This window comes from Segatella sinensis (assembly GCF_040095255.1).
GTDB classification, from domain to species: Bacteria; Bacteroidota; Bacteroidia; order Bacteroidales; family Bacteroidaceae; genus Prevotella; species Prevotella sinensis.
This window is the reverse complement of the sequence record NZ_JBBNGE010000008.1, coordinates 21,150-45,968: the sequence shown is the minus strand read 5'-3', so window position 1 is coordinate 45,968 and position 24,819 is coordinate 21,150. Positions and strand designations below refer to the sequence as shown.

Sequence of the window (24,819 nt, the reverse complement as noted above, 5' to 3'; positions counted from 1 at the left end):
TCAATCGATTTTATAGTTATACAAAAATCTCAGTCTGTCACCACTTATTTCGAAAGCAACGATATCATGGGCATACTCATTGCTATCTACCTTGGCAGATAGGAAGAATATGTATGAGCGATTGCCGTATTCATCGTCGATACTTACTATCTTCTGTACCTCATGGTGACTGTAGTCATCCTTGGGGTGGGCAAGTTGCAGTAGAGGTCGATGTTCTTCGTGCTGCTTGCCATCTGCGGATTTAAACTTAACTACACAGTCTATGTCTGGTGCTGTTCCACCTTCGCCGGTGTCATGCCAGATGGCTGTTACGAGACTGTCATCAGAGACGATAGTGTGATAAATCTCGATAGAGTCAGATTTATCTGTTGACTTATCGAGACTTACGTTCTGTGACTTGTTCTGGCATGAAGAGCATGTAAACAATGCCAGTAGTGTAATGGCACAAAAATGAAATATTCCTCTCATGCAGCTTATAGTTTTGCCTCAAAGACTCGTCTCAGTTGTCTATCAGAGAATTCATCCGTAAACATGCAGTCAGCTAAGATTTCACCATGTTTCTTTGGGTCTAATACAAGTCCTGGAAGAGTAAGAGGCTCACTTTGTCCATCTTTGTATGAGCCAAGATAGACGTATTCCTTAGAAGGCTTAACATTGTCTTCTTCATCTAAATATACATCTGCTGCACTTGCGACCTCGAAGTAGGCATCGTCGTTATCGTAATCGTCATATTCCCATACAAAGCAAAGCTCGTATTTGAGAAAGAAATCCAGAAAGTGTCGTTCACCATTGGCTGCTGTTATGAAGTGGCAGTGTGTATCCTCTTGGTAAAACATGGGATAAAACTTTTCGTCAAACATAAAACTGCTTGCTTTAGACACAGTTTCACGAACTTGCTCCTTAATGTACTTGTTCCAAGGATATGGTGCATTATATGCTATATCCTTCTTTACTTTCATGTATATTTTCATTGCCTTTGTCTATTATTGTTGGTGATATAATTTCGATACTTTATGATTGATGACTTGCCAGCCACTCTTTAGCGAGTGTGGTGGCAAATGTATAGAAGTCTTCCTTGTGAAAGTCCAACCACAGTTCTTCTTTGTTTTGAAGATACTCTTCCAGTTGTTTTCTCAACTCTTCATTTTCCGTTCTTTCAAGAACCACTCTGATGAGTGTTAGTGCACGGATGTCGCCTAAATCTGTGTATATCATATTCTTTTTTCTTTAGTTATTTCCTTTTTTGTGAATAGCTTGCAAGATTGCTTCTCGTATCCCTTCATTTGGTCGAAACTCATCGGTTCATACTCGAATATCTCACCAGTCTCCTTAATCATACGATAACGCAGATGGGTGCGGATATGTGAAATCCTTTCTGGCCGTTTAAAGTCGTTAATTGGGGGCTGAATGGTGCTCACCTGATGATATTCCACCTGACGATTGTCTTTATCGAAGCCTTTTTCCAACACAATGTCTTCGAATGTAATAAGATTCAGCTTTGCCTCCTCCAGCAAATCTTTCAATGTGTCTGCCCAATTTTCGTTGCCCTCTATGCTATCGTATATTCTGTCCATATATCCCTCGCCTTTAATGGCTTGGAACAGTTCGATGAGATAAGCGAAACGCTTTTCCATATCATCGGCTATGAATATGTGTACACGTTGGTTCCAAGATTTGAAAGTAGATACGGCAAGCGACTTCAGTACCACTTTTCCATTGGGCAGCGTAGGAATATGGATAGGGTCAAGGCATAGCAGCACGACGTGCTTTCCCGACTCCTCCGCCAGTCTTTCGGCAATGAGCACATGGGAGTTATAGTCTCTTGCCATAGTGCATTTTATCACGACCACCTTCTGCGGCATTTTGGCGAGCGACATCACGCCAAGTTCAAAATGCATCAGCTCTGCTGGTTCGAGCTGTATTATTCTCACCATGCCTTCGCCATATATCTCCTCACCCTTTTTGCATACAAAACGGGGTAGGTTGCGACTGCGTGCCCCACTGTAGAATATTACGAGCGGCTTTTTGCGAGGTATCAGAAGATATTCTTCCACCACATCCTTTGTTTGGGGTGGCAATACTGTATGCAGTTTGTCCTCTGGCAAGAGCTGCGAGATGCAGTTCTCTGACGTCTGCTTATCTACTACCGCCACTTCTCCGTTCAGACATTTCTCTGAGAATTCGCGGAAGAAATCTCTGTCCAGCAGTTTTGAGACTTTCAGCAACAAGTCGGTATCGAGACTCGTCTTGCCGAATATCTCGTATGTGGCAGAGCTGGATTTGCACAGTTCTCTGGCAAAGACTGCCACCGAAGGAAACTTTGCCTTTACTTCCTTCAGAATTTCCTGACCTATATGATATTTTTCCATTGTATTTATACTAATTAAAAACAATCGTTTCTACTTATAATCCCATTCATCAAATGCTGCGACATTGAGTTGCGGCTCTTCTTCCTTTGAATAGTCGTTGGCTATATATACAACCGGAAGTCCTGTCTTGTTCATCAAGTCGATAGCATATTTCAGAAATGGAGCCTTCAGCTGCTCAAAGTAGCGATGGAACAGGAAAAATCTGATACCTTCACTATCTGAGATCTTTTTCTTTTCGATAACAGCGCCGTCCTTTTCGTAAACGTTGTCTCCACATGTTGCACATCCGGGAATACTCGCAATGCTGCGTCTTGCCTCATCGATTTCGCTGTTTGAGTGAAACCAGATAAGCAAAGGTCGCTTGGGATTGCCTGCGATGTATTCTGCAATTTTATCAAGTATTGTCATAACTCTATTTTGCTTAAGTGAATAAAACTGGGTGCAAAGGTAATGCTTTTTTGCCTTTGCGCCAAGTTTCTTTATTAGGAAGAACCGGAATGTGATGCCGGAAAATCAGGAAAGACGTTCTTCGCTTCGCCGCCGTTCAGAACGTCGGTAATCAATGCGAGTTCATCCTCTGTTCTTTTTGAGTGCAACAAACATAATTGTCAGCCAATACTTCTCCATTTTTCAATCCATTTTTTAGCCAATTTCGTGGCTACGTTATAGAAGTCGTTCTTGTTTTCGTCTGACCAAAGTACTTCATCATGTTTGAGATATTCTAACAGGTCTCCGTATTGATCATCAGTCAATCCGGTGTCACAAACCTCTATCATAACTCTTAATACAACCAGATGGCGTATATCGCCAACATTTTTTCGTGATGTCATATCCTTTGTATTTAATTGTTATTCTCTTTTTTGTGAATCTCTTGCAGAATGGCCTGGCGCATCCACCACACGGCATAAGCTGCAAAGGTAAATCCACGAGACTTATCGAACTTGTGGCTGGCACGTATCAGTCCGTGGCGGCTGGCTGCTATAAGTTCATCGGCGGTGTGCCCCTTTCCGACATACTGTTTAGCTACAGCCTTGATGAAGACTGTTCCGAGTTCAGCCAGGTCGTTCTCCGCATTAGAGTCGCCCTGCTGGATGAGGTCGATAAGACGCAAAGCCTCGTCGTTGTCGATGATAGGCTTCTTTCCACTGTTTGTTGTTTCGTTTTTGTTCACCATATTTCTTTATGTTTTAAAATGTTGTTGCGCGAAAAGTATCCCTTTTTTCTGAGAAAAGAAAATAAAGGCAGCAAAGAAATCATAAAACTTCTGAATTTTTGTTGAATATCAGGTAGGGCTGGGTAATGCCTCCTTAACATACGATGAAAGTTTCTTTATATGCAGACTTATTCAAAGATACTGAATATGGCTTGGATAATCCAGCCAAGAATCATAAAGGCGAGTTGTATGAGACTTATCAGTATGTAACCGCCTAATACGACTATCAAGAAACCAAATAGAAATAAAAGCATGTCTCACATCATTTTTAAAGTTTTGCCTACTCCCTTTCCAGCGTTTCGGCTTCCTCTGTTGTCACGTTATTAATGACTGTTGGAACATTATCATCAAGCAGTTTGGTAGTCTTTTAATGCTATCCAACATCCTTTATTCATGCCAATATTCTTCTGTTACCTCTTCAGTTTCCTCCTTTGTCATTGCCTTATCAATGTTGTCGGCTACGAATCTATGGAAGGCACAATAGTCTGGCTCATAAAGTTCGGTGGCCTTGGTCCATTCCTGCGGGAAATCATAAGGACCATGGCCATAGCCAATATTATCAACAACAGCAGCTACACAGATTTCATCATTGTCATCCAGTCCGATGCCGAATATTGACACTTCTGTTCCGTCACCGTCATCGCCTTCACATTCGTCTTCCCAATCAGGCACGGCAATGTATCGCTTGTCACCTTTCTGCTTCAGCAGATTAACAATGTCTTTGTATGCTTCTTCGTTAGTCAGAATGTTACTGATTTTAGTTATTCGGCGCAATGCCACAAGCAGATTCTCCAAGCTGTTCTCATCTTGAATCTTCACTTCTCGCGGCTTGCTTCCCTGTGCCACGCCCACGATTTCAGCCTTTTCCAACTGGTCCATAATTCTGACCGCACGGTCGTAGCCGATAGACAAGCGCCGTTGAATCAACGAGGCAAAGCCCGACCGCATTGTTACGATTATGCGTGCAGCTTCCTCGAACAGAGGGTCGAGCGAACTGCTGTCTATGACATTTTCTGAGTCAAGACCCATTTCTACATGCATATCCATCATTTGATTTTTCTCCATTGTTTTGTTTTTTTATTATAAAATATTCTTGTAATTATAGCATAAAAGCAATGCTCATGTCGTCCTTGCTGACAGTCCTGCTGTAATGAGAGAGAACTTCAGGTAGTTGTGCTGTAACTGTTTCTATACCATCATCGCAAACAGATTTCATGATATTGGCATAAAATCCATAAAGCAAATCTCCTGAGCCAAATGTTCCATCAACACCATCAGAGCAGATAAACACAGCCTTCGGCATGGATTCTGCATCTCCGTATGCAAAACGGAACTCATTGACAGCATCTTCATCACAAAGCGACGTAGTCATATTCAGCATACAACGATCGTCCCATGGAATTGGCTGGCTCCACTCGTTAGCTTTGTTGAGCACAACGCACCTGCCGTCACCTATCTGCAATGCCAACCAGAAATGCTTCGTTTGGACATAAGCAATAAGCGTGCAGCCGTATGAAACAATATCGTCGGCGTTCTGTATGCAGGATATTTCGTGAATCCATTCCGCCAATATGCTTATACAAAGTCTTCTGATAGTATTCTTGGAGTTGTGGATTAGCCATTCATTCCCGACATTGTTGCAAAACTCGCGCAGATGGCTCATCGTTATTTGGCAAGATAACTTTGCACCTATAGCACTATTCTTATGCCTCTCTCCACCATGACCGTCACTCACAATAATCATAGCCATGTCCTCATCCTTCCAGGATAGCGAGGCATCCTGACACTCTCCTCCAGCATCAGCATGGCTCGCACCCTTTACGGTTTGGTTCTGAACATATCTCATGATCAGTCGAATTCGTCAATGTCCAGTTCGTTCATTAATGCATCGTCGCCAACATCTATGCCCAACTCACCTTGTAGCTCCGTAGCGATGGCATCAGCCGTAAGTTGAGATTTTGAGGGAGTTGCCATTGTGTTTGATGAGGATGTGCAGACCGAAGAACTTTGACTGCAAACCATAGATGAAGTGACAACTGCAACCTTTATTACTGCCTTCAAAGCATCTATGTTGTGAACACGGAATACCAACTCGGGATTGCCAGTAAACATACCCAAAACGTTGGTATCAGCATCGTTACCTATCGCAATGGATATACGGGTAGAATGGCGGAACCACGCATTTCCTTCCAGAGTTTTCATTCCTTCGTTAAAGTCGTCAGTAGGACCTCCATCACTAAGGAGAATTACTACAGGAGCGTATGAGCCAGAGGCTGATTTCAGAAAACCAGTCTTGTGCGAGAGCTGACGATTAAGTTCGTTGCAAGCTTTGCCCAAACAGGTCATACCGCTGGCAGTCTTATCGCTCCATGACAGTTGAGATGCAGCAACCGGTTGTGGGGTCTGCCAAATAACTGTGTCACTGAACGTCATGGCAGAAAGCTTAATTTCTGCATCCGGATTGCTTTCGCCTATATTGTTGATTATAGGGATAACGTTTCGTACAGCATCATTCACTGCTGCTATTTTCTCTCCAGCCATACTGCCTGAGACGTCAATCATAAGAAAGAGGTTGAGTGTGCGACGAGCCGCAGGTGTAAGTTCGTAATCGGTAAGTGCCATAATTGTCGATATTATTTAATGAGTTATTGTATATGTTATTGTTGATTCGTTATCTGTTAGCTCTACTTTCATCCCATCCTTGACCGGGAAGAAGCCTCGTGGAGCAACTGTAACACTTTTGTTGGAAGGAGTGATTACTCTCCAATCATGAGTAGTGAGATTCTGAACGAGAAGAATATTGTTGCCTCCAGGCTTCAATGCCACACGTCCTGTTACGGCATCGCTTTTACCCATACGCAGGATGTTGTTATTGAAAAGCGGAATAGAACGGCTTTCGGTCTCCATCCACATTTCTGCTGTTGATGTTCCCCTGCAGTTGCGATTGATACATACCACACCTATTCTTCTAAAGAACGATTCGTCGCCGCACAACGGACATTCCACGAGTGAGTCGCGAATACCAGTAAAGACATCTATCCATTGCATCTCTGTCATTCTCGTTTCGGGCGCATCCAATTTAGCTTTGGCAAACTCCAGCTTAAAAGAATCCTTCAGTACATCGGGCAGCAAGTTCCACATCGTTATCGCATTCGAGTGAATACCACGCACGGGTCTATTCCTTGTGTCCGCATCATCATACATGAAGCAAAGCTGCTCACCGAACAATCGTCGTTCTATCTCCTCGGTCATACATGGATAGCGAACTACATTCATTCCTTCAAACGGATGGTCAATGCAGAAAAGCATGAATAGTATCACCGTCATACTGAAACGATCAGAATAACTGTTTGGCATGTTCTTGCCCAAAACAATCTCTGGTGCTATGTATCTTGCCTTGCCAAGCACTCCCGAACTCTCGCCATGCGGAAATACGTTATCACAGTCGCATATCAGCAGGTGTCCAGTATCGGGATGTATAAAAAAGCCACCATCGTTCAAGTCTTGAAAAGAAAGTCCTTTAGCGTGAAGAAGCCTAAATGCCTCACACAACTCGATGGCAGCGTTCAGTATTGCTCTGAACGAGGAGAAACGAACCTTTGCCAGTCTGTACTGACTAAACTCGTAATAGCCTTCAGGCTTGAGTGGCATGATGTAGCCGAAACTGCCATACCTCACCTTTGTTACAGCCTTTGGCCACAGAAACGATGATGAAGGAGCTCCGTCTTCTGCATTCTTCTGCAGGTTCTCATAGAACACGTTTCCCGGATTCTGTTTATACCATTTCAAAGCATATTCTTCGCCATCTACTGTGACGGAATAGACAAAACCTTGTCCGCCACTGCCGATGATGTTATTAACATGTGCCACATTGCCATCTTTCAGAAGTAGTGTGGCATTATTATTTAGTTCTGTTCTCATATTTTTATGATTTTGGTGCATAAAGCTGAATATCTGTAGGGCGGAACATCCTTGATAGCATATAGCCGTTCTTTACACGCCCCATGTCGTCGGTATAGGTGACGAGATGTCCACGCCCTTTGTTCATTGCCAACTGGCGCAATTTACGGTTGCCCACATTCTTGCCGAACTCCTTGGCATAGGCAATACCCGACAACAGATTGCCAGTAACGATGTAAACCCTTTCGCGAGTAGAATTAGACAATAGCGAATCCCATGTGTCAAGAGTGACTTTAGACAGTCGTTGCCTCATCACGCCAAGATGCGTTTGATTGTATATAGTCATGAGCTTACTCTCTTCGGTAAGGGGAATGTCCAATCTGCATCTACCATCATTAACCGCAAATACCGCTTTTATACTTGATCTTGTGGTCTTGCTACCAACAACCTTGAAACCAAGAAACAGTCCAACCGAAACGTAATCCACGAGTCTGTTGTCTTCTATCTCCCCATCAGCAACCAAAGCCATAGGGATACCAACCGCCTGACCATTGGTAAACTTATTGAGAAGCTCACAGAGCAATCCGGTCTGTGTCTCGACCTTGGCTATCTGCGCATTCATCATATCAGTATTGTTTGCACGCTCCTCCAGTTGTGCCAAATGGCTTGGAGTATAATGTCCTCCCAAGCTGCGAAGGCTGCTCAGTTGTCGTGCTGCATCCCTCTGCAGTTGAGTATAATATGCTCTTATGTTAGCCACTTTTTGTTTGCCATGATTCTTTATCTGTTCCAACAATACATCTGTGCTTGTCAACGTTGGCAGAATAGCCTTAATCTGACCTGATGTCAAAGGTTTGTTCAGCACATCCACCTCTACCTCATCAAGCATGGCATCATTGCCAAAGACGCTTGCCGAGTTACGTTTGCCGTTTTTGAACACCGTTCTGCTGAGCAGCGTAGCATTGAGCGGCAACACATTTGGTCTGAGGTCATTCTCACCAATCTCGTCAAGATATCTTATCAGCTCAGTATATCTATGCATCACATCATCAAGTATTTCTTTCTGCTCACTGCATTTAAGTAATCCTAAAGTGCGCATGAATCTGGTGATAAATGCCGCCTCGTCTTCTCTTCCTCTGAATGTATCATGCCCGTCATCTGCGAAATAGACTTCTTTTTCCGGGTTGTCATGGAGATATTCCAAAGCCACCTTCGTACCATACTTGTTTAGCATGTCAAATCCTGCATCGTCGGCATGTTGGTTGGCTTCCACGTTAGCATTCAACGAGCGCAGTTTTCTCTCATTCATCAAAGGACGAAGAAACAGCTTGGGCCATGTTGCCATTGGCATCAAATGCTATTAGCTCTGAGCGTTCCATCCACAACCCATCTTCACTAAGCATTCCGTTCTTTATGTTGCCGTTTGGTATTATAGTCACACCATCACTATTCAATCCTGCCTGTTGGCATGGCGTTCCATTTGGTGTTACCACTCGCAGCTCGTTCCAACCATAAACCTTTTTACGCTCCAGTTTTGTTGGATACACGGTGAAGCTTCGTCTGTCGATTCTTATATCCAGTTGCTTTGCCATATTATATTCCGTTAAAGTTGTTGTTTACAATTATTAAATATGACAGATGGTCCAATCATAACGCTGGCATATTGTTTGTAGTTGAATGCGTCTTTCCAAGATGAGAAGCGGCGCAATGGCTTGTTGCATGAATCAAAAACGATGTACATAATAGTTCCTTTCTTTTTATGAGTTTTGTTTTCAGATGCTTCTTCGCACGTTGCAGATAGCAGGTGTCGTCTGTTGAGGGCTAAGGTCCAATCTGATGACCTGGTGGCATTGTTCGAATTTGCGATTGCAAAGATAGATAGAAAATGTCGAAACTCCCAGTGAATGATTTTCAAGAATATTGAAAGAAAAGGTATAAAAATAAAACCGACCAAAGATAATATGCTTATCTTCAGTCGGTTATGCTTTCACAATTGTTGAAAACGAATATCAGAAGAGGCGTCCCATCTTCAATTTCAACTGGCGAATTTGTATCGTAAGGTCAAAGTTGGAAGTAACGCTATTGAGGTTGTAATTTCTCTCGAACCATCTCTTCCAACCTTTCGCATCAAGTGAAGGAGTTTCGCCATCAAGAAGAATAAATTGCAGTTGTGGAAGTTCAAGGTCTTCTCTGTTCGGGAAGGCTTCCTTCCATTCTGGATAAGTGATTATTGCCGTGAGTAGCGACTTCTGGTCGCATTTCTCAGAAAACCAATACATAGGGAACCCATCCGTCTTGAGAATATTGAGAGCAGAAAGGTATGCCTCGTCATCAAGCCATTCCTGCTGTTTATCATACTGATTCAAGATAAACTCCATCCATTCTTTTGGTCCATCGCAGTCGGGCATTACAGGCGAACCGCCTTGTGCTATCCAACATAGTATCTCGTCTTTGAAAGCCTCTGGCAAAGTGTTTACGCTGCCAAGGCATTTCGTGATGTGCTTACGGGTAGTTTCAGGAATAGATGGGCGTGGCGATACTGCTTCCCTCTCCAGCTCATTGAGGATTCGTCCGATTGCCTTTTTGTCATCTGTCTTATATACTCTTGAGATAAGGTATCTGGTTATGCCATAGGTGTGCAAGTCGTTTTTCATGAGTTCCATTAGCAAAGCATCCTCGTCCTTGTCCAGATTCATGCACGTTGTGCTGTGGAGGTTGTATAGGCCATCAAAACTTGGACGATAGTGACCGTTGCCATGTAGATCCTTGATAGTCTTGATCTCATTGAATGTGTCACAGACAAAGCGTTTGAGTACCGGGTGCATACGTCCTGCATTCTCCTCAATGCGAACCCATCCGTGCATCAGCTGATATGTCCAATGGAACTGAAGAAGTAGGACACTCTCATTCCATGCCTCAAGCGACTTGTCGATAGCATCCTTGTCCCACGACTCTATGATAACTATAACGTGCTTGGTCTTGCCAATTGCAGCAGAACCGTAAATTAACTTGAGCGCATCGTTGACACACCTACCAGCCTCCTTGCTCATAGGCGATGCTTTGAGCGAGGTGTAGACAACATTGTTAGGATAGTCGGCACCATCTTCCAAGAGCTTGTCGGCATCAACATACAATATGTTGTCTATGCACTCCTCAACAAGATAACTTGCGAAAGCTGCGGTATCGCAAAGCACCACAAGGGGCATCTTTGTCTCGACATTGACATAACGGTCGAAGCAAGCACTAAGGGAGTCAATCGACAGACTGCCAGCAGAATGTGTGTATTTCCTTACAAGATTGCCGAATTGAATTTCGGTGTCAAACGTCTTTTCATGATTCCCGACCTCTTGACCATGTGCCAAAGAGTAGTCGTCCATCTTCTTGAGAATGATACGCTTCTGCTCTTCAAGCCACATCTTATAAAAGGTGATGGACGTGAGCTTCTCCAAAATGATGCATTCCTTTTCGGCATACTCGTGACCCTTTTCTTCGATAAGCTTACGCGAGGTAGAGGTGCTGGGTGCCTCCATCTTGCCATAAACTTCGGCATAAGTGTCCGAGTAGTGTGAAGCAAATTGTGAATTGCTCCACCGCTTGGTGCCGACAAAGTCTTTTATCTTGTTCTGGAGAATGTCATTGAATGTTATCTTCTTTGGCATATTGGCTGTGAGTTATATCCTTTTTATCAAATACAATATTACATTTAAACAGATTGGGGAGGGTGAGCGAAATCTACTTGTTACATGGGAGCGTCTGAGTACCATGGATCGTCACACAAAATCGTCACCCAAAATCATTGATTCAAACGAACCTTGAAAGTTATAAATTGTGCCTGTATCTTTAAATACATCAATCCATATGCTGACGGCTTCTTTTGCCCTGTGTCTTTTGAACTTTTCCATATCCTCAGGACGAACAACAAGTGAACTTATCAAATGGCGTTCTCTTCCTTCATCTTCCTTGATGATAGTATCCTTGAAAGTGCTTAGTTTTTCCTTGGCTTCTGCTATGAGTTGCTTCACTTTTTCTTCGTCTATATCTTCCATATGAGAACCAAAACAATTCCTGATGGCATCTATATAGCCACAACCTTTTATCGCATTGTAAAGCTCGCGATTGTATACAAAGTCATTCTCGCAATTATCCAGCACGCATGCGAAGATGCGCTCTTTCCATGTGTCGAATGTTGGTTCGACATTTGAGCTATATACAGCTTTGTCATTGGTTATTGACACCCAATTTCTATTACTACATATCAACACGACGTGCTTTCCTGAAGCAGCAAGCAGTTTTTCTGTCAGGAGAATCACATAGTCGTATCCGTTGTCCAGTCCCCTACCGCGGTATAGAATAACGAACGCTTTCTGTGGAATGGATGTCAATATAGGGATTTGTGCCTCCAAGTCGGCTAAATTATTTGAATCCACTCTAAGCGACCTCACCATTCCTTTACCAAAGATATTTTCGCCTATTACGCATGTTTGCTTAACGCAAGCCTCCTCGCCTCTATTTTTCCATCCGCAAAATGCCACAAGTGGCTTTTTGCGTGGAAGCAGGAAGTACTCCTCAAGAACCATTTCGTGCTTATCATATGTGAAGACATGCAACTCGTCTTCCGGCAACAGACAGTTGATATGATTCTCTGTCATATCCTTGTTCTCCACAGCCACTTCTCCATTCAGACATTTCTCCGAGAACTCTCTAAAGAAATCTCTCTCAAGTAACTGTGATATTTTCAGCAGCAGGTCGGTGTCGAGACTTGTCTTGCCGAATATCTCGTATGTGGCAGAGCTCGACTTACACAAGTCTTTGGCAAAAGCCGTTACTGAAGGGTACTTTGCCTTTACTTCCTTCAGAATCTCTTGTCCTATATTATATTTCTCCATAGAATTGTATTATTATGTATGTTTATATTTCCAGTTCTCATTGGTCAGAACCATTTAAAATCCTTGTCAAACAAGTTGGATACAGGCTTGAATAATCTGCACAGGATAAGTCCGACGACTATCAAGCCTATACGCACTAATGCAGAGCCGTCCATTGTCAATCCGAGCCAAACAAGGTACAGCGGCGAGCACATAGCGGCTATGGTTATCAGCATCATTAGTGATGCGAGGAATGTTTTAATGCCCATATTTCAATTATTTTATGGTATAGTTGTACAATGGTCGCAGACTGTCACCGGCTATCTCGAAAGCCACAATGTCGCGAGCGTACTCGTTGCTTCCTACTTTAGCAGAGAGGAAGAACACGTAGGAGCGATTGCCGTACTCATCGTCAAGGCTCACTATCTTCTGCACTTCATGGTGGCTGTAATCATCATTAGGATGGGCAAGTTGCAGCAAAGGTCTATGCTCCTCGTGCAATTTGCCATCTTCTGATTTGAATTTCACCACACAGTCAATGTCGGGTGCGGTTCCGCCTTCGCCTGTATTATGCCAGACAGCTGTCACGAGACTGTCGTCAGAGACTATTGTGTGGTAAGTCTCGGTAGAGTCAGACTTACCTGAACTCTTATTGAGACTTGTATCGGAAGACTTGTCCAAACATGAAGAGCATATAGACAATGCCAACAAGGCTATGCTACAAAGCTTGAGTATCCTTTTCCCATTCCTCATCGTTTCCATTAGACATATATTCCCGTTTTAATTTTTCGTCTTCAAAATCACTCGTAAACATACATTCTGCCAAAACCTCACCATCCTCTGCGTATTCGGGGTCGAACACAAGTCCAGGGAGAGCAAGCGGTTCTTCTTGTCCATATATGTACGAACCGATATAGACGTATTCCTTGGAAGGCTCTACCTTATCTTTATCTAAAAATACATCTCTTTCGCGTGCAAAATCAGAGTACTCGTCTTCGTATCCTTCGAAATCGTTTAGTTCCCACACAAAGCAAAGCTCGTACATCAACCATTCGAAGAAGAAACGTTCGTTGTTTGCTTCAACAAAGTGGCTATGCGTATCCTCTTGATAAAACATAGGATATAACTTCGGCTCAAACATCCAATTCTGACTTACTTCTTTGACAGTTTCCAAAATTTGCTCTTTAATGTGCTTGCTCCAAAGGCTGGTAACGTGATAGGCGTTGTCTTTCTTTACTTTCAGATATATTCTCATTTTCTTTTCGTTTAGACCTTTATTTTGATGGAGGAAAAATTTGGTTGATAACAACTTCATTGTCGTAATCAAGATATGCCCCGTCTATGTCATGACCTATTGACATAAATTCATCACTCTCTACCCATCCTCCTATGCTCAATCGCTCGCTGGTTTCCTGATAGTAAGCATCCATTATCTTCTCATGGAGGTTAGGAGCTTTTTCCTTTAACCAAGGGTCAAACTTTTCCCAATAGTCTTCTTCCTCCATGCTTTTGAGAATGGTGTCTTGGGCTTCTTTCCATAACGTAAGGAGATTCTCTGCTTCTTCGTCAGAGAGTTTGACGGTAGTACCGTCATTATTTCCATTCAAATATATTTCTGCGTTAATCTCTTTCATTGTCTGTGATATAGTTTAACTTTATGATTGATGACTTGCCAGCCACTCTTTAGCGAGTGTGGTGGCAAATGTATAGAAGTTTTCCTTGTGAGAGTCCAACCACAGTTCTTCTTTGTTTTGAAGATACTCTTCCAGTTGTTTTCTCAACTCTTCATTTTCCGTTCTTTCGAGAACCACTCTGATGAGTGTTAGCGCACGGATGTCGCCTAAATCTTTGTGTATCATATTCTTTCTTCTTTAGTTATTTTCTTTTTGTGAATAGCTTGCAAGATGGCTTCGCGCATCCACCATATGGCATAAGCTGCAAAGGTAAAGCCGCGAGACTTGTCGAACTTGTGGCTGGCACGTAACATTCCGTAACGACTGGCAGCAATAAGTTCTTCCTTTGACAGACCCTTGCCAACATACTGCTTTGCCACAGCCTTGATAAAGACAGAACCGAGTTCTGCCAACTCGTTCTCCGCATTGGAGTCGCCCTGCTGGATGAGGTCGATAAGACGCAAAGCCTCGTCGTTGTCGGTGAAAGGCTTCTTTCCACTGTTTGTTGTTTCGATTTTGTTTACCATATTTCTTAATGTTTTAAAATGTTGTCGCGCGAAATTTACCCTGTTTTTCTGAAATAAAAAAATCAGACCATAGAAAATCAACAAAAATTAACTTTTTGTTGCAATCTTAGTTGCAATCATGTCTTATTCATAGTGCCAACGAGAGTCTCTATCTATTCTTTCGGAGTTATAAGACTATTGAAGTCGCGAGTCTCAAACTGAGCGGACTCATAGCCTTGGATGTTGAAGTCCGGATAATGGTTGTACTTGTTCTTTGGCACTATAATCTTTTCGAGAGATGTGCAGCCAATGAGCATCGTTGCGTTTATTTCACCAGCACAGCATGTCAATGACGGCTGCTCAAACTCAATCGTCTTTAGTGAAGTGCAGTTGGCAAACGCCATTCGCTCCACAATCTTCACATTCTTGTTTAGATATACAGACTCCAGATGCTTGCAACTTGCAAAGGCTTTGTCATAAATACAGCATTCGCAGTCATCACTTATCACGATGTTGAGACTTTTCAGCCCGGAACTTCTGAATGCAGACATGTCGACAATCTTCAGGTGACTTGGAATATTTATCTCTTCCAAAGCTTTGCAGCAAGCAAAGGCACCTGCTCTAATCTGGCGCAATGTCTCAGGTAAGGCTATTTCCTTTAAATTATAACAAAGAGCAAAACACTCTTTCCCGATAAATTCTACTCCAGGCATTGTTATCTTGAAGAGTTTGTGGCAGCTTGCGAAAGCTCTTTCACCCAAGTTGACAACAGATGCTGGCAACACCAAATCATGAAGATTGTCAAGTCCCATGAAGGCTTCATCGCAAATAGCCTTCACACCGTCTTTCACTTCAAGGTACTCTGGATTGCAGAGTACTTTCAACAAGCGAAGTCCGTCCTCGCTGTAGATTGGTCCGGAAACCTTGTTGCCTTTGGCTTCCTTGATCATTGCCTGATCCTCTTTTGTCAATCTCATTTTCATTGTATTTTTTAGTTGAATCAATAATAGAACAGTGAGTCTTGAACTTACATCTCTTCTGTAGTATTCGTATTCTTTACTTATATTGTCATAACTCTATTTTGCTTAAGTGAATAAAACTGGGTGCAAAGGTAATGCTTTTTTGCCTTTGCACCAAGTTTCTTTATTCGGAAGAACCGGAATGTGAAGCCGGAAAATCAGGAAAGATGATTATATAGAGACTGGCTTTTTCCAAATTTTGCCCAAAGGCGCATTGCCAGACTTGTGATCAATAATATTTATCTGATATCTACCGCTAATGACTTCCTTATTGTTGCAAGAAGGAGATGTCATTTGTATAGACGCCCAGTTCCAGTTAATATTATTAAAATCATATAGCTCAGTAATGATTTTCTGTATTGTAGCTTTGAATGTGGAAGCCAAAGTACCTTCTTCATCTTTGTCCAACAAGTGATTAGCCCATGCTGGAACTATAACGATATTCCACAGATTTGTAAAGTAACGTGGATCAATAGCATGCCCCCAAATGTGTGAAATGATAAAGTTTCTGAAGTGCTTTTTGTTTGTTGTTGTTCCAAGGTCATACCCTGTACGGTCCTTAATCAATTGGCACACTCTGGTATTGCCATTGCCACCTCCACAAGTGTTTCCACCACATTCTTTATTCTTACCCCTTGCTCCTTCTTGATAGATAACACAGAGACGTTGTGCTGCGTTTTGAAGCTTGAAATAGACTTTACCTTCTTCTACAACAGGCTCATGTACTCCATCTTCCGCATCTTCTTTCGAAGAGTATCGTGCAGGAAGGAACTTGACTTTGTATTGTTCTTTGTCAAAAGCAGGATCTACATCCTTTTGTTGGCAAATGTATTCTTTAATCTCTTCAAACCTTTCTACCATAAGGTCGGGAGAGAAAAAGTAAGACGATTCTATTGCCAACTTTATAAACTGCTTTGTACTAATATACTCTATTAACGAATCCATACCATCTACTTTTGGATTCTGTGATTTGTTAATTGAATCGCGTACAGAAGGTAGGGCATTTCGAATTCCATTCAATATCGCATTATCTTCTTTGCTTAATCTTTTTTTACCATAGACAATGGTTTCAACGAACTGTCTATATTTCTGAAGATAAGACAAGCGGTTAAGAGTAGTCTTAAGATTGTTTTTCTTATCAATCTCAGCTTTCCACTCTTCAAAAAGTGCATTCACATACAAGCGTTCATCTTCTATTGCGAAAACACCAATAAGATCTAAATACAAATAGTCTTTGCCATTGCATTTATATTTATCTTGTGGACAATAAGCTCCAACAGAGTTTACGCCCTGTTTAAGCAACCATTTTTCATAATCCTTTCTAAAGATAAATTGACTAGCTTTTTTTGCCATAATTCAATATCATTAAAATGTTAATATTATTTGTATAAAAGTATTATTCTTCACTCACTTCCCTCAGCTTCTCCCACAGCTTCACCATAGCCAGTGTGTCGAGGCAGCAATAGTCGAGCAGTGCTCGGCGAGCCTTCTTTTGCTTTTCTGGCTCCATAAACTGTATCTGAGGATAAATGCTCATTGCCTCGCCGCCGTTCTGAACACCGCCACTGAGGTTGTGGTAGTCGAGTTCGGGATCATCGGGGAACAATGCCGGGAGCACCTTCTTGATGGAGAACGAACCGTTCATGGCTGGCATATAGTAATAGCCGGCACGGAACGGATCGAGAAGATCCACAATGTGGGATTCGATGTTGAGAAGATGCGATGCCAGGTCGGGGAATGCCTCTGCCAGTTCCTTCAGACGAGTACACTCGAAAGCCTTGTTGTAGGCTGTGGTGCAGACGTTGAGTGGGATGTCCTTGCAGAGTTGCTCGGCTAGAGCACGGCGTGGGTCTTCGCCCGATATGCCGAGAAACTCACGATGCTTCAATTCGCCTCCTTCATGCTCTATGTAATGAAGCGAATACTGAAATGTGACCTGCTGGTATGGATGCGTGCCCTGATACTTCGGTATCACGGTCTGCTCGGTCTCGAAGTCGAGGAAATAAAGCGGATAGGAGAGCTTCTTCAAGAACTCACCGATAGCCTTCCTGTTGATATAGGAAGTATTGCCTAATGTGCATTCCAGCTGCAACTGCTGTAGGTCGGTGAGCTTCTCCTGTCTCATATCTTCCAACGACAGACGGCCTTCGTTCATGTGCTCCAATGCTTTCTTGAAAGACATGCGGTACAGGTTGAAGACTGATGGCGAAGGTATGACATTGCGACTGCAATAGTTCCAGAACGAACAGGCGTATGGCTTTTTGCAGTATTCTGCCAAATCCTGCTTGGGTTCTCCACCTTCGAGCACCTTCTTCGCAGCCTTTACCTGGGCTGGCACCTTGACATATTCGTTGGCAACCGCCTCGCTGATATCGTTTATGCGGAAGAATCCCTTCACATCGAGTTCGCCGTCAAGTACATATTCGTTATCGATGTTTACAAGATAAGTGCCCGTTATTGTAAGCCCGCAGTTGGTGAGCACATATTTCTGATATGCCACATCCTGTGCATACACTTCCAGCTCCTTCAGGTCGGTGCTGCTTTTCACCTCATATATGGCATAGCCTTGGGGTGTCTTGTGCAGCAAATCCACGGCACAGTAACACCCGTCGTATATAAAGGCAGCCTCGGCAATGTTGTCCGCCCCATCAGCAATCGCCTTTTGGGTTGCTGCAATCATAGCCTGAAGGTCGGGGCGTTGACTCCCGTCGGCAGTCATTTTGCAGACTGTCGCTTCCGTATATTCGCCAAATAAACTTTTGGCAAGATTCCCCACTTCTGTACCGGCATCAAAACGGGCTTGCGTCAATGGGTCTATCTCAATTTCTTCAGGTTTATACATCTTTAGCCACAATGCCTTTGGACATTGGCTGAAAGTAATGTATTTAGATTTTGAAAGATTGTTCATAATCTTATAGTTTACTTCATATTCTTCGCACTTAAAAGTACGAATTTGCGCCCCAAAAGTAATGAAATTAATTGAAATGACCAAACATAAACTGAAAAAAATGCGTTATATAGTTCACATTAACACCCGTTAACTAATTCATTTCAACTTGTTGCTGGGTACAAAGGTAAAAGATAGCCATACCCAACGCATTCTCATCCAATCTAATAGGCTGAAAATGACCATTATTCTCAAAATTTAGGAAATCCACGACATTCCACCATTTTTCAATATCTTCCATGGGAACATTTAAATCTGCGGCACAGCTATGCCTGTCAAGAGAGGTGGGATTCCTGTAACGCCAAAGGGAGATATGCAGTGCAGCATGAGAACTGCAAAGGTCATTGAGCAACTGGGTATCTTTTCGCCAATTCTCAAACATCTCATTATCAATACTATTGGACTTTTCCGTAGAAAGTTCCTCAGAATCCAGGAATAGACCATTATATTCATCCAAAAAATCCATAGCTGCCGCTTCATCCTCCATGCTGGCATATTGGTGACACCATTTCTTGAACCTATCACCCATTCCCGGTGAATGATGCTCAATATACTGAAGAGCAGAGATGTCTCCCTGCTCATACCACGAGAGAAGCTCATGCTCCTCATAGTAACCTGAAAGTATCATACCCATAATAATTAATTAGCGCTATCGATGAAGAGCGTTACTTCTCACTTGACTTGCCTTCTCTTCCAAGGCATCTATCATCTCCTGGGTATAATCTTCTTCTCTGACGTAAGATAAGGCTCCGTCATTTACCCAACATCCATTAATGCCAAAGCTATATAATGGAAGATCCTCTCCTGCAACTTCCTTCTCCCAGGCAACTCTATCACCATTAACTATTCTAATACCCACGTCCTCTGTCAAGTCGATACCAACGGTTATAGGTGATTCTTCCTTGCTCAGGCATAGAATTTCACCATGCATAAGTTGCTCAACATCACTACTTACCATATCAATGCTCTTTCCGAGTACCTGGATGTTATGCTCAATCACATGAGAAGGCATGGACATAATCTGATGAGTGGAAGCATCCAATTGGTAATAAAGGGCATCTTGCTCTGAGTATAAAGCGCTTCCATTCCTGAGGATGCTTTGCTGCTGCTCCTCAAATTCCTCCAGCAAGGTACTCTCCTTGTAAGGCATGAGCATGACATCAATGCCATCCTCTACTCTTACCAAGGAAAGTCTTGCGAGGTAATTGCCAGCTTTACCTTCACTATCCTGAATACTAATGGGCAGAAGCGGTGTACGCTGCCCCGAAAGCAACTGTTCCAAAACCTTCATGGGAAGATCTTCTACCATCTCCTGTGTGAGACCAAATGAGGCTAGCAACTCGTAAGGAATCTCGCTATCCTGAAATCTTTCTACTTTATTCATATTTCTAGTTTTTTGCCGCAAAGTTAACTGATTTTTCTGATTTTAACCACCTCTGCATAATCAAAGTGAAAAATTAACACTTTTCAGACTGTATCTTGACAGAAATGGCGTTTTTATGTTAAAAATGAAAATCGATTTATATCTCTCAAACATTTAAAAACATTCCTTATACCTTTGCACCAACATAATAAATAAGGTGACATGAAAAAAAGACTCAAATCGATAATTCTGTGCCACATTTTCCTGCCCTTTCAGGCACTGGCACAGATGCATACGGATGACATGAACTACTGGATAGAGAAATACCAAAGCGTCAGCTATCCCTTAAAAAGCATCCATATCAGCTCCTCCTATGGTAAAAGAGCTGACCCCTTTACGGGAAAAGGCAGGTTTCATCAGGGAATTGACCTGGAGGCTAAATACGAAGTTGTATTTGCCATGTTCGATGCAGAGATTAAAAGAGTGGGCTATGATCCTATGTCTGGTAACTTCATTACCCTGAAAGCCGGCAACTATACCATCAGCTATTGCCACCTTTCTGAAATCTGGGTCAAAGAAGATGAACTGGTTTATGCGGGACAGGAATTAGGAAGAAGCGGATCGACAGGAAGGGCTACAGGACCACATCTGCATATTTCCTGCAGGCTTCATGGTAAAATAGAGAATCCCTACCATCTGCTTACTTTCGTAAGGGACACCCAACTTAAAGCCGTAGATGCATTGGGGCTTAATAAGGACGTAAAGCTTAGTCCTGAGGATTTCCTAAGGACCTATGCTCCACAAGCCATGCACCAGCAAAGAAAGTATGGAATTCCGGCATCGGTCATACTATCCCAAATGGCATTTGAAAGTGGATGGGGCACAAGTAAGCTGGCAAGATCAGGCCATAACTTCTTTGGTATAAAGGCCAGCAGCCGCTGGATAGAAAAAGGTCTTCCCTACAGCATCCATGACGATGACAGGGAAAACGAAAAGTTCTGCAATTTCTCTTCTCCGGAAGAAAGTATGGAATATCATTCCAGGCTCTTGATGAGTGAGCGCTACAGACGATGCCATCAGTATGCCCCCACAGACCACAAGAATTGGCTTAGGGGGATCAAGGCTGCCGGTTATGCTACCAACATCCACTATGTAAGAAGCTGCGAGAAAATCATCAACCGCTATAAGCTTTATAAATACGACTATCTTGCATCCAAGACATAATCCCATTATACATTATTATATATAACAATAGAAAAAGAACGAATGAAAAGATTAAGACTATCATTCCTGGGCCTCTTCATGAGTGCCGTTGCCGTACAAGGCCAGGTCGTCTTCTCAGAGGATGAAAAGAACTATGTGGCATCTTATGCCTCTTCAACATCAATGGAAACTACAGCTACGACTCCAGGTTCACAAGACATACCGGAGAATGGATTCCATCCGTCTGGCATTTTGTCCAATTGGTATGTATCTGGAAAAGTGGCAGCAACAGCATTTGCAGGAACCCCTCAAGGATGCAGTGATCTCTTTAATAGAACCACACCCTCACTCCAGGTTACCTTGGGAAAATGGCACACCCCTTACTTTGGCACGCGTTTTTCCTTTGAAGGTCTGAAATTCAAAACTGCTCATCTGGAGAAGCATGATTTCAGAAACTACCATCTGGATCTGATGCTGAATGTATCTGCATTTCATCAGGAAAAGAACGAGAACATATCCAAATGGAAATTCGTACCCTTTATAGGAGCAGGTACAATCCATAACTCCACCCTCCATAAATCACTGTTTGCCATCAACTATGGCTTATTGTGCAGCTATCGAGTGGCTGGCCGTCTCAGTGTCAGCGCAGAATTGGGTGGAACCACCACCAGGGAGAGCTTCGATGGTATGGGTAACGGAAATCGCTTCAAGGATAATCTGATCGGTGCCAAAATGGGATTGACACTTGATATAGGTAAGCAGGGCTGGAACCACAAACAGAATCCTGGACTTATCTATAGAGCTCCAGTAGCAGAAACTGCACCCATGTCCTTCCCAAAGAATAACTATCGTGGATTAAAACAACTCACAGAAAGGGTGAAGGCTAAGGAAGAAATGGAAAAGAGCAACTTGAGGAATCATTTCGATGCACCGATACTTTTCTTCTTCAAGATCAATACCACAGACCTGATTGATGCGCAACAAAAGGTGGAAATCGCAGAAATAGCGGCAGCCATGAAGGAATATAACCTCAAGGCCAAGGTCATCGGTGCTGCAGACAGCCAAACTGGTTCTAAGCAGCATAACAGAAAGCTCAGTATCAAAAGAGCCAAATATATCGCCAAGCTCCTGATTGACGCAGGAGTAGAGAAAGAACGACTCCGTGGAATCAGCCAAGGTGGTATCAATATCTACAAACCCTATACTGCCAACCGCCATACATGCGTCATTCTTTCAAAGTATCAAGCACCAGATGATAAACAGTAAAAAATGAGTGTTCTAAGAAAAAATACAAACCCTAGGAATTGGGATATAGCACCCCAGCTCCAGGCCACGTTGAATGCCAATGGTATGCAAGCCCATCTTATCCAAACTCCTACCGGGCAGTTTCAGCTTGTAACCCTGGCACATAACTCTTCCACTCCAAGGTATTATGACCTCACCTCAAAGCAGGTGGGAAACCTTAGAAACGGAGGAACCAACTCATGGAATAAAAAAGCCTATGAGACTTTTACATCCATAGTTAGAAATGACTATTATATGCCGGGTGCATGGGCCACAGCCAAGAATGCCAACTCACCGGTAAACCACGGACTATGGGGACATACTATCATGGATGGAGAGTATGGCTACCGAGAACCGCGCTTTGGTCCTTTCATGGGAGCCAGATATGGCAGATTCAACAACTTCATGGATAGATATGCGATGCTTTCTCATAGAGGCTTCCATATAAGACGATTTGAGGGCAGACCTTATTTTGCGTCCTCAGCTCCGGTAGTCATTGACCGTCCCGACGGAAAGCTCAAACCAGGAGAGTTCAAGAGCGGTGCATATGGTTTCTATGACAAGGGAAACCAGGCTACCGATCCACTCAGTTCTCTGGAGATTCAAGCCAAGCCAAAAGTTCTCGTCCGTCCACAGGGACAGGCAGAACCACTTGATAAGGTAATGGGTACCAACCTCTATCCTACGCCAGAGCTCTTCCAACATATGCTCTCCACCCATGGGGTCATCATTGATGAGAAAAACAAGACCCTAACAATCAAGTCCTCCCAGGTGAATAGAAATCTGCAGTATGAGCTGAAGGATGAGGAACTTGCCAAGCTCATGGCGGAAAACTTCAAACCTTCGGGTAAAAAAAGCTCCAAACAGGACAAAGTTGTAACCATCGATGAGCGCCTTTCAATCATCAACCAGGTGATAGAAGGTGATTTCAAGGATCAGATTACCCGGCAGATGCTCAACTCCAAGGATTATGTCAGTATCTGTCTCAAGCCTGAGGTGGAAAAAGAGCTCTTTATCAGCCATGCAGAAGCCACTCATCACCAAAAGCAGCTTGACGTCATTGCTTTGGAGCACTCCCGTGCCAGCTATCATACAGGCTATATAGACAAATGGAACTCCATTGGAGTGGCGGATGGAAGAATGCTCTCTGAGGACAAAGGCTTCTACCTTCCCGTCAAAGATGGAAGAAGAGTGAGTGTGGGAGAAATCCAGGCCTACCCTACTCATGATGGCGAGAAAACATCATTCAGAATGACTGCCGTCATCAATAATCAGATCATGAGCCGCGAGATATCCAAAGATGAATACATCAAATTCATCAACTATGATGACGAGCATCGCCTTGTGCTATTTGACAAGGTTTTTGACGAGGTAAAGATCAAAGCTGCATCCAATGGCAAAAATGAAGATACCTTCCTCTCAGGCAATCTGGACAAAGCCCATGGAGTAGTTACCCTTGAGGGTAACTATAGCCTGGTGGGTGAATCAACCAAGGCCTATATTACATCAGCCATGGCTTGGAGGGATCAGATTTCCGGCGACTATCTTCTGAACCTGCGAGATTCCAAGGATGTGGGCATGTGGTCGTTCAAGATTTCAGAGAAGGATTATCAGGATTTCAAAAATGCCAGCAATGAAGAAAGAGCCAAAATGCTCATCCAGCTTCTTCCTCTCAAGGATGAAAAAGGCAACAAGCTGGAAGTGATGAAGGAAATCCAGCTCCCACAGTCCAAAGCAGAACAGAATCTCAATACTGGCTATAGCAACGAACGTATGTCCAGCTTCCTCAAGCAACGTGGGTTTCATGTTGAATCACTCTCGAAAAAAGACCTTCAGCAGCTTTTTGCCTCAGAGAGTAAATCCTTGGGAAACATATCATTGGAACAACTCCAAAAGGAAACCAGGATTGCCTTGCTGGGAGATGCAAAGGTCAATGGAGAAGGACTGGAGAACCTCAAACCAAGCAAACAGTGGAGAAGAGGCGGTGAACATGGACGAGCCACCGAGGTCAGTGACATCGCTGTTGAACGTCTGAAAGATGCCGATGGAAATGTCATAGAAGGCAAATATAAGATGTCAGCTGTCATCGACGGTAATGTGTTTTCACACGAGATTACCCAAAAGGAGTATAACAAGTTCCTGACGGTCAACGACTATCAGAGGATGAAGCTTTTTGACAAGCTCTTCCCAGAAGTCAAGATGCATACCAAGGAAGGCCACGGGTTTAATCTGGGAGCAGCCATACTAGCAGCTGTAACCACAGGTTTGGATGTAGCCAGCAGTCTGGCAAGACCGGCCATGCCACGTCCGGACATCTATGAACATAAGGGAGTTTATTATAAACCAGGGGTGGTATCTCCTGCCGAGGTGGCCGCTGCCAAGTTTGAGAATTTCAATCATGAAGAGTCTCTATCTAGGGGCGAAGGAAGGGGAATGGGCATCTAGTCCCACTCTCCTTTCAAAGAATAACAATCAAT

Annotated in this window: 26 protein-coding genes and 1 pseudogene; 3 read left to right on the top strand and 24 right to left on the bottom strand. The window is 43.2% G+C overall.

The window, feature by feature from the left end:
- The 24 genes and pseudogenes from AAAT87_RS03715 to AAAT87_RS03600 all read right to left on the bottom strand — a co-directional run bounded on the left by AAAT87_RS03715 (nucleotide 1) and on the right by AAAT87_RS03600 (nucleotide 19,876).
- On the bottom strand, nucleotides 1-468 hold the full coding sequence (locus AAAT87_RS03715; RefSeq protein WP_349225667.1) for a hypothetical protein: 468 nt from the start codon (nucleotides 466-468) through the stop codon (nucleotides 1-3).
- Between the two features lie 5 nt (nucleotides 469-473).
- Entirely contained in the window at nucleotides 474-971 is a 498-nt protein-coding gene (locus AAAT87_RS03710) for a hypothetical protein (RefSeq protein WP_349225666.1), read from the bottom strand.
- Between the two features lie 40 nt (nucleotides 972-1,011).
- Complete coding sequence (locus tag AAAT87_RS03705) at nucleotides 1,012-1,215, bottom strand: hypothetical protein (RefSeq protein WP_349225665.1); 204 nt, start codon at nucleotides 1,213-1,215, stop codon at nucleotides 1,012-1,014.
- Nucleotides 1,212-2,369, bottom strand: coding sequence for a hypothetical protein (locus AAAT87_RS03700; protein ID WP_349225664.1), 1,158 nt, complete (start codon nucleotides 2,367-2,369; stop codon nucleotides 1,212-1,214). The genes AAAT87_RS03705 and AAAT87_RS03700 overlap by 4 nt, the downstream gene beginning before the upstream one ends.
- Nucleotides 2,370-2,399: 30 nt before the next feature.
- Entirely contained in the window at nucleotides 2,400-2,777 is a 378-nt protein-coding gene (locus AAAT87_RS03695; RefSeq protein ID WP_349225663.1) for a hypothetical protein, read from the bottom strand.
- Nucleotides 2,778-3,210: 433 nt separating this feature from the next.
- Complete coding sequence (locus AAAT87_RS03690; RefSeq protein WP_349225662.1) at nucleotides 3,211-3,543, bottom strand: sigma factor; 333 nt, start codon at nucleotides 3,541-3,543, stop codon at nucleotides 3,211-3,213.
- Nucleotides 3,544-4,350: 807 nt separating this feature from the next.
- Nucleotides 4,351-4,587 (bottom strand): annotated as a pseudogene (locus AAAT87_RS03685) (DNA translocase FtsK); the annotation flags it as partial.
- A gap of 94 nt (nucleotides 4,588-4,681) precedes the next feature.
- Nucleotides 4,682-5,428 carry a PP2C family serine/threonine-protein phosphatase gene (locus AAAT87_RS03680; protein ID WP_349225661.1) on the bottom strand — a complete coding sequence of 249 codons (747 nt, stop codon included), beginning with the start codon at nucleotides 5,426-5,428 and terminating at the stop codon, nucleotides 4,682-4,684.
- A 2-nt stretch (nucleotides 5,429-5,430) separates the two neighbouring features.
- Nucleotides 5,431-6,144 (bottom strand): vWA domain-containing protein, encoded by a 714-nt coding sequence (locus AAAT87_RS03675; protein WP_349225660.1) that lies wholly within the window; start codon nucleotides 6,142-6,144, stop codon nucleotides 5,431-5,433.
- Between the two features lie 75 nt (nucleotides 6,145-6,219).
- Nucleotides 6,220-7,503 (bottom strand): protein kinase domain-containing protein, encoded by a 1,284-nt coding sequence (locus tag AAAT87_RS03670; protein WP_349225659.1) that lies wholly within the window; start codon nucleotides 7,501-7,503, stop codon nucleotides 6,220-6,222.
- A 4-nt stretch (nucleotides 7,504-7,507) separates the two neighbouring features.
- Nucleotides 7,508-8,827, bottom strand: a complete 1,320-nt coding sequence (locus tag AAAT87_RS03665; RefSeq protein WP_349225658.1) for a hypothetical protein — start codon at nucleotides 8,825-8,827, stop codon at nucleotides 7,508-7,510.
- Nucleotides 8,784-9,074 (bottom strand): hypothetical protein, encoded by a 291-nt coding sequence (locus AAAT87_RS03660; protein WP_349225657.1) that lies wholly within the window; start codon nucleotides 9,072-9,074, stop codon nucleotides 8,784-8,786. The genes AAAT87_RS03665 and AAAT87_RS03660 overlap by 44 nt, the downstream gene beginning before the upstream one ends.
- Before the next feature lie 417 nt (nucleotides 9,075-9,491).
- On the bottom strand, nucleotides 9,492-11,141 hold the full coding sequence (locus AAAT87_RS03655) for a hypothetical protein (protein WP_349225656.1): 1,650 nt from the start codon (nucleotides 11,139-11,141) through the stop codon (nucleotides 9,492-9,494).
- 111 nt (nucleotides 11,142-11,252) lie between these two features.
- Nucleotides 11,253-12,368 carry a hypothetical protein gene (locus AAAT87_RS03650; protein WP_349225655.1) on the bottom strand — a complete coding sequence of 372 codons (1,116 nt, stop codon included), beginning with the start codon at nucleotides 12,366-12,368 and terminating at the stop codon, nucleotides 11,253-11,255.
- Between the two features lie 255 nt (nucleotides 12,369-12,623).
- Nucleotides 12,624-13,028, bottom strand: a complete 405-nt coding sequence (locus AAAT87_RS03645; protein ID WP_349225654.1) for a hypothetical protein — start codon at nucleotides 13,026-13,028, stop codon at nucleotides 12,624-12,626.
- 37 nt (nucleotides 13,029-13,065) lie between these two features.
- Nucleotides 13,066-13,602 carry a hypothetical protein gene (locus AAAT87_RS03640; protein ID WP_349225653.1) on the bottom strand — a complete coding sequence of 179 codons (537 nt, stop codon included), beginning with the start codon at nucleotides 13,600-13,602 and terminating at the stop codon, nucleotides 13,066-13,068.
- Between the two features lie 19 nt (nucleotides 13,603-13,621).
- Entirely contained in the window at nucleotides 13,622-13,981 is a 360-nt protein-coding gene (locus tag AAAT87_RS03635) for a hypothetical protein (RefSeq protein WP_349225652.1), read from the bottom strand.
- A 21-nt stretch (nucleotides 13,982-14,002) separates the two neighbouring features.
- A complete protein-coding gene (locus AAAT87_RS03630; protein WP_349225651.1) occupies nucleotides 14,003-14,206 on the bottom strand; it encodes a hypothetical protein in 204 nt (67 codons plus the stop codon).
- Nucleotides 14,203-14,547 carry a sigma factor gene (locus AAAT87_RS03625; protein WP_349225650.1) on the bottom strand — a complete coding sequence of 115 codons (345 nt, stop codon included), beginning with the start codon at nucleotides 14,545-14,547 and terminating at the stop codon, nucleotides 14,203-14,205. The genes AAAT87_RS03630 and AAAT87_RS03625 overlap by 4 nt, the downstream gene beginning before the upstream one ends.
- Nucleotides 14,548-14,699: 152 nt before the next feature.
- Entirely contained in the window at nucleotides 14,700-15,503 is an 804-nt protein-coding gene (locus AAAT87_RS03620; RefSeq protein ID WP_349225649.1) for a leucine-rich repeat domain-containing protein, read from the bottom strand.
- Between the two features lie 213 nt (nucleotides 15,504-15,716).
- Nucleotides 15,717-16,898, bottom strand: coding sequence for a hypothetical protein (locus tag AAAT87_RS03615; protein WP_349225648.1), 1,182 nt, complete (start codon nucleotides 16,896-16,898; stop codon nucleotides 15,717-15,719).
- Nucleotides 16,899-16,941: 43 nt separating this feature from the next.
- A complete protein-coding gene (locus AAAT87_RS03610) occupies nucleotides 16,942-18,453 on the bottom strand; it encodes a DUF2779 domain-containing protein (protein ID WP_349225647.1) in 1,512 nt (503 codons plus the stop codon).
- Between the two features lie 133 nt (nucleotides 18,454-18,586).
- Nucleotides 18,587-19,120, bottom strand: a complete 534-nt coding sequence (locus AAAT87_RS03605) for a hypothetical protein (RefSeq protein ID WP_349225646.1) — start codon at nucleotides 19,118-19,120, stop codon at nucleotides 18,587-18,589.
- Nucleotides 19,121-19,141: 21 nt separating this feature from the next.
- The gene (locus AAAT87_RS03600) at nucleotides 19,142-19,876 is read right to left on the bottom strand and encodes a DUF4099 domain-containing protein (protein WP_349225645.1); all 735 of its coding nucleotides are present in this window, start codon (nucleotides 19,874-19,876) and stop codon (nucleotides 19,142-19,144) included.
- Nucleotides 19,877-20,077: 201 nt separating this feature from the next.
- Between AAAT87_RS03600 and AAAT87_RS03595 the strand changes: the two genes are divergently transcribed.
- From AAAT87_RS03595 to AAAT87_RS03585, 3 genes are read left to right on the top strand one after another with little or no spacing between them, the layout of a single operon-like run.
- A complete protein-coding gene (locus AAAT87_RS03595; protein ID WP_349225644.1) occupies nucleotides 20,078-21,079 on the top strand; it encodes a glucosaminidase domain-containing protein in 1,002 nt (333 codons plus the stop codon).
- Nucleotides 21,080-21,121: 42 nt separating this feature from the next.
- A complete protein-coding gene (locus AAAT87_RS03590; protein WP_349225643.1) occupies nucleotides 21,122-22,324 on the top strand; it encodes an OmpA family protein in 1,203 nt (400 codons plus the stop codon).
- Nucleotides 22,325-22,327: 3 nt separating this feature from the next.
- Nucleotides 22,328-24,787, top strand: a complete 2,460-nt coding sequence (locus AAAT87_RS03585; RefSeq protein WP_349225642.1) for a hypothetical protein — start codon at nucleotides 22,328-22,330, stop codon at nucleotides 24,785-24,787.
- Nucleotides 24,788-24,819 lie beyond the last annotated feature (32 nt).

Bases quoted from the DNA above. Each gene is read 5' to 3' on its own strand.
- AAAT87_RS03695 (WP_349225663.1), bottom strand. From the start codon at position 2,777: ATGACAATACTTGATAAAATTGCAGAATACATCGCAGGCAATCCCAAG.
- AAAT87_RS03710 (WP_349225666.1), bottom strand. From the start codon at position 971: ATGAAAATATACATGAAAGTAAAGAAGGATATAGCATATAATGCACCA.
- AAAT87_RS03690 (WP_349225662.1), bottom strand. From the start codon at position 3,543: ATGGTGAACAAAAACGAAACAACAAACAGTGGAAAGAAGCCTATCATC.
- AAAT87_RS03595 (WP_349225644.1), top strand. From the start codon at position 20,078: ATGAAAAAAAGACTCAAATCGATAATTCTGTGCCACATTTTCCTGCCC.
- AAAT87_RS03660 (WP_349225657.1), bottom strand. From the start codon at position 9,074: ATGGCAAAGCAACTGGATATAAGAATCGACAGACGAAGCTTCACCGTG.
- AAAT87_RS03625 (WP_349225650.1), bottom strand. From the start codon at position 14,547: ATGGTAAACAAAATCGAAACAACAAACAGTGGAAAGAAGCCTTTCACC.
- AAAT87_RS03650 (WP_349225655.1), bottom strand. From the start codon at position 12,368: ATGGAGAAATATAATATAGGACAAGAGATTCTGAAGGAAGTAAAGGCA.
- AAAT87_RS03700 (WP_349225664.1), bottom strand. From the start codon at position 2,369: ATGGAAAAATATCATATAGGTCAGGAAATTCTGAAGGAAGTAAAGGCA.
- AAAT87_RS03675 (WP_349225660.1), bottom strand. From the start codon at position 6,144: ATGATTGACGTCTCAGGCAGTATGGCTGGAGAGAAAATAGCAGCAGTG.
- AAAT87_RS03705 (WP_349225665.1), bottom strand. From the start codon at position 1,215: ATGATATACACAGATTTAGGCGACATCCGTGCACTAACACTCATCAGA.
- AAAT87_RS03630 (WP_349225651.1), bottom strand. From the start codon at position 14,206: ATGATACACAAAGATTTAGGCGACATCCGTGCGCTAACACTCATCAGA.
- AAAT87_RS03585 (WP_349225642.1), top strand. From the start codon at position 22,328: ATGAGTGTTCTAAGAAAAAATACAAACCCTAGGAATTGGGATATAGCA.
- AAAT87_RS03715 (WP_349225667.1), bottom strand. From the start codon at position 468: ATGAGAGGAATATTTCATTTTTGTGCCATTACACTACTGGCATTGTTT.
- AAAT87_RS03640 (WP_349225653.1), bottom strand. From the start codon at position 13,602: ATGAGAATATATCTGAAAGTAAAGAAAGACAACGCCTATCACGTTACC.
- AAAT87_RS03615 (WP_349225648.1), bottom strand. From the start codon at position 16,898: ATGGCAAAAAAAGCTAGTCAATTTATCTTTAGAAAGGATTATGAAAAA.
- AAAT87_RS03620 (WP_349225649.1), bottom strand. From the start codon at position 15,503: ATGAGATTGACAAAAGAGGATCAGGCAATGATCAAGGAAGCCAAAGGC.
- AAAT87_RS03610 (WP_349225647.1), bottom strand. From the start codon at position 18,453: ATGAACAATCTTTCAAAATCTAAATACATTACTTTCAGCCAATGTCCA.
- AAAT87_RS03680 (WP_349225661.1), bottom strand. From the start codon at position 5,428: ATGAGATATGTTCAGAACCAAACCGTAAAGGGTGCGAGCCATGCTGAT.
- AAAT87_RS03635 (WP_349225652.1), bottom strand. From the start codon at position 13,981: ATGAAAGAGATTAACGCAGAAATATATTTGAATGGAAATAATGACGGT.
- AAAT87_RS03655 (WP_349225656.1), bottom strand. From the start codon at position 11,141: ATGCCAAAGAAGATAACATTCAATGACATTCTCCAGAACAAGATAAAA.
- AAAT87_RS03670 (WP_349225659.1), bottom strand. From the start codon at position 7,503: ATGAGAACAGAACTAAATAATAATGCCACACTACTTCTGAAAGATGGC.
- AAAT87_RS03605 (WP_349225646.1), bottom strand. From the start codon at position 19,120: ATGATACTTTCAGGTTACTATGAGGAGCATGAGCTTCTCTCGTGGTAT.
- AAAT87_RS03590 (WP_349225643.1), top strand. From the start codon at position 21,122: ATGAAAAGATTAAGACTATCATTCCTGGGCCTCTTCATGAGTGCCGTT.
- AAAT87_RS03665 (WP_349225658.1), bottom strand. From the start codon at position 8,827: ATGGCAACATGGCCCAAGCTGTTTCTTCGTCCTTTGATGAATGAGAGA.
- AAAT87_RS03600 (WP_349225645.1), bottom strand. From the start codon at position 19,876: ATGAATAAAGTAGAAAGATTTCAGGATAGCGAGATTCCTTACGAGTTG.